Source organism: Desulfovibrio desulfuricans, assembly GCF_024460775.1.
Classification (GTDB): domain Bacteria; phylum Desulfobacterota; class Desulfovibrionia; order Desulfovibrionales; family Desulfovibrionaceae; genus Desulfovibrio; species Desulfovibrio desulfuricans_E.
The window spans coordinates 343,313-352,843 of record NZ_JANFYZ010000003.1 but is presented as its reverse complement, the minus strand read 5'-3'; the positions used below and the strand labels follow the sequence as shown (position 1 = coordinate 352,843).

The window sequence follows — 9,531 nt, the reverse complement described above, 5'->3', positions numbered from 1 at the left end:
GCGGCGCTTTTTGCGCCGCCGGGACAGGAGACTCACCATGGCTGACGACAAAGACGTTGTTGTTGAATTCCTGAAAAGCAAATCCTCGTCCAAGTCCAAGTTCTATTTCAAGGATTTCCTTGAACTGTTCCCCGACAAGGGACCCCGCGACGTGAAGAAAATCCTCACCAAGCTGGTGAACGAAGAAGTGCTGGAATTCTGGTCTTCCGGTTCCACCACCATGTACGGCATGAAGGGCGCGGGCAAGCAGTCTGCCGCTGAAGGCGAAGATTAGCAGCAGACCGCATTGGCCCAGTGTCTTTGCTTTCGGCTGCGCCAAAACGCGCTTTTTATTATGGTCGAGTACAAAGTGTACGCTCCCTGCATAAAAAGCGCGTCTTTGTTGCCGACTGCCTCAGGCTGCTGGCCGATGTAGTCTGGCAAATACCGCCAGGATGCCTCAGGTTTATTTGTCGGGATTCTTATCTCGAACGGCAAGGACATGCCTTGAAGCATGGGCCTTCGCAAGGTGCGTCAGCCTTTGCGTGTAAGCCTCAGCAAGTTATGCCGCAACGCGAGTTGTGGCATTTCTTGCTTTCAGGGGGCGGCTCATACTCCTACATCCCAGGCCACGACTAAAGAAAGCGCTGCGCCGAGCGGCCTACCTGTGCATGGCTGAAGGCACGAGACATGCGTGGCCGCATCCACGCTCCCCGCGTGATCACCGGGCTTGCTCTGCGCGAGTGTTTCCCGCAATCTGTGCAGAAAGGGCAAACCTGTATGTGGGTCTGTTCTGTTTCACTTTCACCCTCTGTTTGTTACGCGGGAGGCAGAATGAGTATTGCATTTTTCCTGTCTGACGCTGAAAAGCAATTTTTGTCGCATCAGGCCCGCAGGTCCATCGAAGCCGGATTGGCTGGGAAAAGCGTGGCGGATGTTTCGCAACCTCCTGCCGACCAATTCGCGCCAGAAAGCGCCCTGTGGCGAACGCTTGGGGCTTTTGTAACCCTGAATCTGGGTGAGAGGCTTCGCGGCTGCATTGGCAATATTGTGGGGCGTGAGCCGCTGTATGCTACTGTGTGGCATATGGCGCAGGCGGCGGCTTTTGCAGACCCGCGTTTCCCCCCATTGACGCTTGCCGAATGGCCGCACGTCGCCCTTGACATTTCTGTTCTGGACGAACTCAGCCCCTGCCCCGGCCCGGAAGCGGTGGAGGTGGGGCGGCACGGCCTTGTGCTGGTTTACGAGGGGCGCAGCGGCGTATTCTTGCCGCAGGTGCCCGTGGAGCAGGGTTGGGATCGACTGGCCTATCTGGATAATTTGTGCCTCAAGGCCGGGGTGCCTCCTGGCTCGTGGAAGCTGCCGGGGGCGCAATTATTCTGGTATGAGGCGGTTGTGTTCAAGGCGTAGCGTGAATGGCCTGGCCTGAATGATTACGCCTTGTTGGGGCGCGGCAGGTGACGTGATGCTTGCACATGCCCCTTCCGGGGTGTAAGCTGCACAAGATTTCTCAGGGCGGGGTGAAAGTCCCCACCGGCGGTGATGCGGCGGCCAGCGGGCTTCCGCCAGCCCGCGAGCGCCCAGTGTTTGGGGTCAGCAGATTCGGTGAGAATCCGAAGCCGACGGTTATAGTCCGGATGGAAGAGAACGGTTTTTTGCCGCCCACAGCAGCGGTGCGTCCTTTATTGGAAGGCGCACTTTGTGTTGCGGCCCGTCCACGCCCTGATGCACCATCTCCCGGCAAATAAAGCCGGAAACAGGAGAACGGAATGCATCAGTCCTCATTATCCCTTGCCTCTTTCGGCACCTCTGAAGAACGTGTTCGCGCTGCTCTTGCCTCATTGCGCAAAGGCGGCGGCGTTTGCGTTGTGGATGACGAAAATCGCGAGAACGAAGGCGACCTCATTTTCAGCGCGCAGCACATCACTGTGCCTCAGATGGCCATGCTGATCCGTCATTGCAGCGGCATTGTCTGCCTGTGCCTCACGGACGATCATGTGCAGCGTCTTGACCTGCCCATGATGACCGACCACAACACCAATACGCAGGGGACTGCCTTTACCGTCACCATTGAGGCGGCCACAGGCGTTACCACGGGTGTTTCCGCCGCTGACCGCGTTGCCACCATCAAGGCCGCCGCTGCGCCCGATGCCCAGCCCGCCCATCTGCGCCGCCCCGGTCATGTGTTCCCCTTGCGGGCGCGGCCCGGCGGCGTATTGGAGCGGCGCGGCCACACGGAAGCCACGGTCGACCTCATGCGTATGGCAGGCCTTGAACCCTGCGGCGTACTTTGCGAGCTGACCATGGATGACGGCGAAATGGCGCGGCTGCCCGAAGTTGCGGGCTTTGCCCGCGCCCACAACATGCCTTTGTGCAGTGTGGAAGATATTGCTGCGTGGAGGTTGGCTATGGGTGATCTGCATCTTGCCGCCAGTGCCTAACCCCGCGCGCGCCTTTTGCCCTCTGGCTGCGTCAGGCGCGCTTTGTATTTCGGTCGAGTACCTAAGAGTACACTCCCTGCATACAAAGTGCTCCTTCCTTGCCAGAGAACAAAATGCATCATGCAGCGCGTCCATCAAGGTTATGCGCAAAAAGCTCTGCTTTCCTTGTCAGCGAACAGAATCCATCGCGCGGAAAGTCAAGGAGTCGGTTCCCTGGACGTAAAGTGATCCTTCTTTACATGGCGCAGGCAAGTTTGACCTTATAAAAAAAGCCCGGTTCATGGAATGAGCCGGGCTTGAATTTTTATAGGCGCTGTCGAGATCAGCTGAAGTATTCGTGGGGGGATTCCATGATTTGTGTGAAGAGCTTATAAAACTCAGCCAGATGTATCCCGTCAATAAAGCTGTGGAGCGCTTCAATGGAGATGGTGACATTCCCTGCGTCATCTTTTTTGCCAAAAAGAATTCTGGGCACGCTGTCGATCCACGGATCACCCCAGGGATTTGTCACTGAAAGTATGGGAATATCTGGCACGCAGCTAAAGTAGATCAAGCTTTGCACCTCGCCGCCCTCGGGGCAAAGCGTTGGATTCTGGTCGGCAATGGCCCGCGCTGCGCTGATGTTGCTGCTAAATACGGAAAATTTGCGATCAAATTTCGCAACGCAATTGCAATGCAATGCTTTACCTTTAGGGATGTAGGTAAACGCTGCATCAATGCAGTCAAATTCTACGGGCCGCAGATTGACTATGCGCTGTCTGAAACCAGCAACGCCATGAACGGCAAGCATGGCGGCAAAATAGATGCAATCCGTAAGCCGAAAGCCATTCTGTTTTTTTACTTCATACAGCCTGGCAACATTTGCCGAAAACGAAACACTGAAGCACGGATTTTTTCGTGACTGAAAGAAATTGAAATGTTCATTTCTTTCCCATGAGTCATCAAGGAATTTCATAATGAATCCTGGTGCGGCACTGTTTCTTTAAAAAACGTATTGCAAATTGGCTGGAGCTTCAGAAAAATAATTCGTGCAGCCCCAAACTACTCCACAGGCGCGAGGCGTTGCGCCAGCCGCGTGAAGCGCTTGCGGGTCTTGTTGTTTTTAACAGCCATGTGCAGGGCGCGGGATTCGCCAACCAGAATGACCAGTTTTTTGCCGCGCGTTACACCCGTGTAAATGAGGTTGCGTTGCAGGAGCACATAGTGCTGCATCATGACGGGAATAACCACAGCGGGGTATTCCGAGCCTTGCGATTTGTGGATGGAAATGGCGTAGGCGGGCGCGATTTCATCCAGTTCATCAAATTCGTAGGGCACAACGCGTTCGTCAAAGGTGATGCTGAGGGTGCGTTCGCGCACGTCCATAAAGCTGATGCGCCCCATGTCGCCGTTAAAAACGTCCTTGTCGTAGTTGTTGCGTATCTGCATGACCTTGTCGTGCAGGCGGAAGCAACGGTCGCCACGGCGCACTTCTATGCCGTGGGGGTTCAGGGCTTCCTGCAGACAGGCGTTCATGCGGCCAGCGCCCACAGCGCCCTTGTGCATGGGCGTGAGCACCTGGATGTCGTCCACCGGATCGAGGTTGAAGCGCCGGGGAATGTGGTTACGCACGAGATCCACAATGAGCTCCGCTGCCTTTTCCGCATCATTCTGGTGGATGAAGTAGAAGTCCGAGAGTCGGTCCTTGCTCGATTCCAGCGAAGGAATTTCACCACGGTTGATGAGGTGGGCATTGCAGATGATTTCGCTCTCCGCTGACTGACGGAAAATTTCGGTCAGTTCCACAACAGGCACAACGCCGGAGCGGATAATGTCTGCAAGCACGTTGCCCGGGCCTACCGAGGGCAACTGGTGCACATCGCCCACCAAAACAAGCGTTGCGCCCAGCGGCACGGCCTTGAGCAGGTGGTAGAAGAGCAGGGTGTCCATCATGGAGGCTTCGTCCACCACAAGGAGGCCGCAGGCGAGGGGATTGTCCTCATTGCGGGCAAAACCGTCTTCCTTGGGGCTGTATTCCAGCAGGCGGTGGATGGTGCGTGACTCGCGTCCTGATGTTTCGGACATGCGCTTGGCGGCGCGGCCTGTGGGGGCTGCCAGCAGTATGCGGGCGCGCACCTCGCCAAAGAGTTTGATAATGGCATTGATGATGGTGGTTTTGCCCGTGCCGGGGCCGCCGGTAAGCACCATCATCTTGCTCCGGGCGGCGGTGCGCACGGCCTCAAGCTGCTCTGCCGCGAGGGAAATGTTCAGTTCGCCCACAATCTTGTCCACCAGCGCATCCGGCTTTTCAAAACGCACGGATTTGGGCGAGCGCAAGAGGCGTTGGATGTAGAAGGCGGTTTTTGACTCGCAGTGGTGGTAGCGCCGCATGTACACGCCAATCTCGCCAGGGGCGTCGGGCATGTCCAGTTCTTCGCGCACGATGCGTTCATCGGCTTCGAGCGCGGCGAGGGCATCCTCCACAAGGCCTTCGTCAACGCCAATCTGGGCGCAGACCGCCTCGGTCAGCTCCGCCTGCGGCAAATAGACGTTGCCGTCGTCCGTGGCTTTTTGCAGTACATAGAGGGTGCCCGCCTGAACCCGCAGGGGATTGTCGTGCTCAAAGCCCAGTTTGCTGGCAGCGGCATCAGCGGTGACAAAGCCGATGCCGTGAATGTCCATGGCAAGCCGATAGGGATTTTCGCGCACAATGGCGAGTGCCTCCGCGCCATAGGCACGGTAGATGCGCACAGCGTAGGCCGGTGTAATGCCGTGGGGTTGCAAAAAAAGCAGCAGATCTCGCATGCCCCGGTGTTCGGCCCAGGAGGTGCGGATGCGGTCAAGGCTCTTGCTGCCCACGCCGCGCACCTTGAGCAGACGCTCTGGCTCTTCATCAAGAATACGTATGGTATCAGTGCCAAAGGCTTCCACAATGCGCCCGGCCATTTCTTCGCCAACGCCCTTGATGAGGCCGGAGGCGAGATAGAGGCGGATGCCCTCGCTGGTGGCGGGCAGCATTTCATCGGCGTTCTGAAATTCGATCTGACGGCCAAAGCGGGGGTTGTTGACCCAGCGTCCCGATACCTTGAGCTGCACGCCCGCTTGCGGGTTGACCATGTGCCCGATGCACGAAACAGGGTCGCGTGGGCGGGTGAGACCCGCATTGCCGCTGCCGCTGTTTACGCTTGCGGGCAACAGACGCAGCACAGTGTAGCCGTTCTCTTCATTGTGGAAGACAACGCGCTCCACCGTGCCGGTGAGTTCAACGGAATCGGGATCTTGTAAAAGGGGCAGGTTGCTCATGCACTCGCCTTGTCAGCAATCCTTGGGCTTGTTGCAGCTTTGCGCTGCCGCGACCACCAGAACCAGTTGCGCTGATCAGCAGGAAGTTCCGGGTTCTTTGCCTGAGCAACAGCGCAATTGAAAACATCAAGGCAACAGATATCAATTTTCTGGCCTTTGATGCGGCACAATTCATCATACAGGGCCTGAGGGTCGCGCCCAGCCATGTCGGAAATGTCAGCAACGCCAAGCAGGCGCAGGTCTTCAATGGTTGCCGGGCCTACGGAACGCAGGGCGTGCAGGGAGCGGACATCCGTCTTTTTGTTCACAGGCCCAGCCCCATGCGCTGCTGGAGCAGCAGGGCATCCGCAAGGGCCAGAGCCGTCATGGCTTCCATAACTGGCACAACGCGCGGGATGGCGGAAAGGTCGTGCCGTCCGCCAATCAATACGGAAGCGGCATTGCCCTCCTTGTCCACGGTCTGTTGGGTAACAGCTATGGATGCAATGGGCTTGACCGCAGCGTGCATGACAATGGTCTGCCCGCTGGAAATGCCGCCCAGGATGCCTCCGGCGTGGTTGGAAGCAAAGGTGCCCTTGCCGGGCTGCGCCGGACCGGCGGGGAGCAGGGGATCGTTGTTCTGTGAGCCATGCAGCTTGGCCGCGCCGAAACCTTCGCCCACAGAAAAGCCTTTGACCGCGCCAATGCTCATGATGGCATGGGCCAGCACAGCCTCCAGCTTGTCAAATACGGGTTCGCCGAGGCCTGCGGGCACGTTGCGCGCCTCGATGCGCACAATGCCGCCCAAGGTGTCGCCCGCTTTGCGGGCGGCCAGCACCACCTGATCCCACAGGGAGGGCATGGCCTCTGTAGCGGCGCAATAGGGACGGGTGCGGGCATTGTCCAGATCAAGGGTCGCCCAGTCCTGCACGGCGGTGCCGCCCAGTTCCACGCAGGCGGCCATGATCTTCACGCCGCGACGTTCAAGAATCTTGCGGGCAATAACGCCGCCAGCCACGCGGGCTGCGGTTTCGCGCCCTGAGGAGCGCCCGCCGCCGCGATGGTCGCGTATGCCGTTGTACTTCTGGAAATATCCCCAGTCCGCATGGCCGGGGCGGAAAACTTCGGCCAGATTGCCGTAGTCGTGCGAGCGCTGGTCTTCGTTGGCGATGTAGAAGGCAATGGACGTGCCCGTGGTGACGCCCTCATACACGCCGGAGAGCAGGCGAACCGTGTCCGATTCCTTGCGCTTGGTGGCGGTGGGGCCCTGACCGGGTTTGCGGCGGTCAAGCTCGGCCTGAATGTCGGCCTCTGTCAGGGTCAGGCCCGCCGGGCAGCCGTCAATGACGCCGCCAAGGCCCACGCCGTGGGATTCGCCGAATGTTGTCAGCCGCAGGGCCTGTCCGAATGTATTGCCAGCCATGTGCTACCTCGCCTTCACTACAGCATTGTAAGTCGCTCACGGGGCGTTTGCCAGTGCAATGCATTGCGTCTGGGCCTTCGTGGCGGGCGTCTGCGTGAACAGACGCCGGACAGTTCCAGGGTGAAACTGCTCGGAATTGCGCCGGAGCGGCGCGGTCAAGTGAGTCAGTATAGGCAAGGGCGGGGCGGCTTGCAACTCGTGCGGCGGACGGGATATTTCGCCGGGATTAAGGCCGTAAAAAGCCTGTGGCCGAAGTATGCGGGCAAAAAAATATGGATAAAAAATGAGGTGCAGAAAACCCAGCTAGGAATTTCCTGCACCTCAAAAGGGCAAATACGCTGGCTCGCGCTACACCTTGGCGGCGGTGCGCAGGTCGGCTACGGCATCTGTCTTTTCCCAGGTGAATTCCGGCAGTTCGCGGCCAAAGTGGCCGTAGCAGGAAGACTTCTGATAGATGGGGCGCTTGAGATCAAGGCGCTTGCTGATGAAGTAGGGGCGCAGGTCAAAGACTTCGCGCACGGCCTTGGTCAGCAGTTCGTCCGGCAGGTCGCTGGTGCCCTGCGAGGAAACAAGTACGCTGACGGGCTGGGCCACGCCGATGCAATAGGCGATCTGCACTTCGCATATAGGTGCGAGGCCCGCGGCAACAACGTTTTTGGCGATGTAGCGGCCCATGTACGCGCCGGAACGGTCAACCTTGGAGGGGTCCTTGCCGGAGAACGCGCCGCCGCCGTGGTGGCCGCTGCCGCCGTAGGTGTCCTGAATGATCTTGCGGCCTGTGAGACCGCAGTCGCCCATGGGGCCACCCACCACAAAACGGCCCGTGGTGTTGATGAAAATTTCGCAGGCCTTTTCGTCAAAATAGCCGGAGGGTTCCAGGATGGGGCGAATGACGTGCTTTTTCACGGCTTCGGCCACATCAGCCTGGCTGGCGTTGGCGCTGTGCTGGGTGGAGACCACCACGTTGTTGATGCGCACGGGCTTGCCGTCCTGATATTCAAAGGAAACCTGGGTTTTGCCGTCGGGACGGAAGATGTCCACCGTGCCGTCCTTGCGCACATTCGCCAGCTGCTGCGAAAGCTGGTGCGCCCAGTAAATGGGAGCTGGCATAAGGGTGGAGGTTTCGTTGCAGGCATAGCCAAACATCATGCCCTGGTCGCCCGCGCCCTGATCTTCTGGCTTTTCGCGCAGTACGCCCTGCGCGATGTCGGGCGACTGGCGGCCAATTGCGTTGATAACAGCGCAGGTCTGCCAGTCAAAACCCATTTCTGAGCTATTGTAGCCAATACCCTTGATGGTTTCGCGCACCACATGGGGCAGGTCAGCGTAGCCGCTGGTGGTGATTTCGCCAGCGATAACGGCCATACCCGTGGTCACCAGGGTTTCGCAGGCCACGTGGGCGTTGGCGTCCTGTGCCAGCAGGGTATCAAGAATGGCATCGGAAATCTGGTCGGCGACCTTGTCGGGGTGGCCTTCAGTTACAGATTCGGAAGTGAAAAAGTATTTGCCCTTGGTGTGCATATGAATCTCCTTGGGCGCTCGCGTCAGTGCGGCGCGGGTTTTAGGGTCGCAACAGAATATTGTCGATAAGCCGGGCCTTGCCCATGCGCACGGCACAGGCCATGAGCGCCGGACCGGTGACTTCGGTGAGCGGAGCCATGGATTCCGGGTGAACAATACTGAGGTAGTCAAGGCGCCCCATGGGTAAAAATTCCGCCCAGCGGCGCAGCACAGCCTCGCGCAGCAGTTTGACGCTGGTTTCTCCGCTCTGGGCCAGTTTTTGAGCGAAGAGCAGGGCCTTGCGGATTTCCGGAGCATGGGCGCGTTCGTCCGGGCTGAGGTAGACGTTGCGCGAGGAAAGGGCCAGGCCATCAGCTTCGCGCACGGTTTCGCGCGTTTCAATGCGCACAGGCACATCAAGGTCGCGCACCATGCGGCGCAGAATGGCCTGCTGCTGCCAGTCCTTCTGCCCAAATACGGCAACATCTGCGCCGGTCAGCATAAAGAGCTTGAGCACCACGGTGCATACGCCCCGAAAGTGCACAGGCCGGGTGAGGCCGCACAGGCCTCGGGAAAGTTCGGGAACTTCCACCCAGGTGGCGTGGTCTGGCGCGTACATGGTTTCGGGCTGCGGCATGAACAGCGCGTCCGCCCCATGACTGCGGGCTATGTCCGCGTCGCGCTCGGCATTGCGGGGATATGCTTCCAGATCCTCGCCGGGGCCAAACTGGGTAGGGTTGACAAAAAGGCTCACCACCAGGCGTTTCGCCTGCGTGCGGGCAAAGGCCATGAGGTCTTCGTGCCCCTGATGGTAGTAGCCCATGGTAGGCACCAGAGCGATATCGTCTCCGGCGCGGTGCCAGGCCTTGCATTGGGCCGCCAACTCTTGGGGATTTGTGAATATCTGCATATCAAGGTATTGTGATA

At 58.7% G+C, this 9,531-nt stretch carries 9 protein-coding genes and 1 riboswitch; of the genes, 3 read left to right on the top strand and 6 right to left on the bottom strand.

What is annotated here, in order from left to right; all coding sequences use genetic code 11:
• Positions 1-37: 37 nt before the first annotated feature.
• The 3 genes from NE637_RS05825 (at position 38) to ribB (ending at position 2,420) form a co-directional block, all read left to right on the top strand.
• Positions 38-274 (top strand): dissimilatory sulfite reductase D family protein, encoded by a 237-nt coding sequence (locus NE637_RS05825; RefSeq protein WP_192112560.1) that lies wholly within the window; start codon positions 38-40, stop codon positions 272-274.
• A 539-nt stretch (positions 275-813) separates the two neighbouring features.
• Positions 814-1,389 carry an AmmeMemoRadiSam system protein A gene (amrA, locus tag NE637_RS05820; protein ID WP_227118664.1) on the top strand — a complete coding sequence of 192 codons (576 nt, stop codon included), beginning with the start codon at positions 814-816 and terminating at the stop codon, positions 1,387-1,389.
• Positions 1,390-1,481: 92 nt separating this feature from the next.
• Positions 1,482-1,632: riboswitch (FMN riboswitch) on the top strand.
• A gap of 116 nt (positions 1,633-1,748) precedes the next feature.
• Positions 1,749-2,420, top strand: a complete 672-nt coding sequence (gene ribB / locus NE637_RS05815) for a 3,4-dihydroxy-2-butanone-4-phosphate synthase (RefSeq protein WP_227118665.1) — start codon at positions 1,749-1,751, stop codon at positions 2,418-2,420.
• A gap of 322 nt (positions 2,421-2,742) precedes the next feature.
• On the opposite strand, the gene NE637_RS05810 is transcribed toward ribB, so the two are convergent.
• The 6 genes from NE637_RS05810 to panC form a co-directional block, all read right to left on the bottom strand.
• Positions 2,743-3,375 carry a CatA-like O-acetyltransferase gene (locus NE637_RS05810; RefSeq protein ID WP_227118666.1) on the bottom strand — a complete coding sequence of 211 codons (633 nt, stop codon included), beginning with the start codon at positions 3,373-3,375 and terminating at the stop codon, positions 2,743-2,745.
• An 86-nt stretch (positions 3,376-3,461) separates the two neighbouring features.
• On the bottom strand, positions 3,462-5,702 hold the full coding sequence (recD2, locus tag NE637_RS05805) for an SF1B family DNA helicase RecD2 (protein ID WP_227118667.1): 2,241 nt from the start codon (positions 5,700-5,702) through the stop codon (positions 3,462-3,464).
• Positions 5,699-6,010: a helix-hairpin-helix domain-containing protein gene (locus NE637_RS05800; RefSeq protein WP_227118668.1), complete on the bottom strand. Its 312-nt coding sequence runs from the start codon at positions 6,008-6,010 to the stop codon at positions 5,699-5,701. The genes recD2 and NE637_RS05800 overlap by 4 nt, the downstream gene beginning before the upstream one ends.
• Complete coding sequence (gene aroC, locus NE637_RS05795; RefSeq protein ID WP_256267613.1) at positions 6,007-7,104, bottom strand: chorismate synthase; 1,098 nt, start codon at positions 7,102-7,104, stop codon at positions 6,007-6,009. The genes NE637_RS05800 and aroC overlap by 4 nt, the downstream gene beginning before the upstream one ends.
• Positions 7,105-7,452: 348 nt before the next feature.
• Positions 7,453-8,625: a methionine adenosyltransferase gene (metK, locus tag NE637_RS05790; RefSeq protein ID WP_192112566.1), complete on the bottom strand. Its 1,173-nt coding sequence runs from the start codon at positions 8,623-8,625 to the stop codon at positions 7,453-7,455.
• Between the two features lie 40 nt (positions 8,626-8,665).
• Positions 8,666-9,514: a pantoate--beta-alanine ligase gene (panC, locus tag NE637_RS05785; RefSeq protein ID WP_215648171.1), complete on the bottom strand. Its 849-nt coding sequence runs from the start codon at positions 9,512-9,514 to the stop codon at positions 8,666-8,668.
• Positions 9,515-9,531: the final 17 nt, after the last annotated feature.

Bases quoted from the DNA above. Each gene is read 5' to 3' on its own strand.
- NE637_RS05825 (WP_192112560.1), top strand. From the start codon at position 38: ATGGCTGACGACAAAGACGTTGTTGTTGAATTCCTGAAAAGCAAATCC.
- amrA (WP_227118664.1), top strand. From the start codon at position 814: ATGAGTATTGCATTTTTCCTGTCTGACGCTGAAAAGCAATTTTTGTCG.
- ribB (WP_227118665.1), top strand. From the start codon at position 1,749: ATGCATCAGTCCTCATTATCCCTTGCCTCTTTCGGCACCTCTGAAGAA.
- NE637_RS05810 (WP_227118666.1), bottom strand. From the start codon at position 3,375: ATGAAATTCCTTGATGACTCATGGGAAAGAAATGAACATTTCAATTTC.
- recD2 (WP_227118667.1), bottom strand. From the start codon at position 5,702: ATGAGCAACCTGCCCCTTTTACAAGATCCCGATTCCGTTGAACTCACC.
- aroC (WP_256267613.1), bottom strand. From the start codon at position 7,104: ATGGCTGGCAATACATTCGGACAGGCCCTGCGGCTGACAACATTCGGC.
- metK (WP_192112566.1), bottom strand. From the start codon at position 8,625: ATGCACACCAAGGGCAAATACTTTTTCACTTCCGAATCTGTAACTGAA.
- panC (WP_215648171.1), bottom strand. From the start codon at position 9,514: ATGCAGATATTCACAAATCCCCAAGAGTTGGCGGCCCAATGCAAGGCC.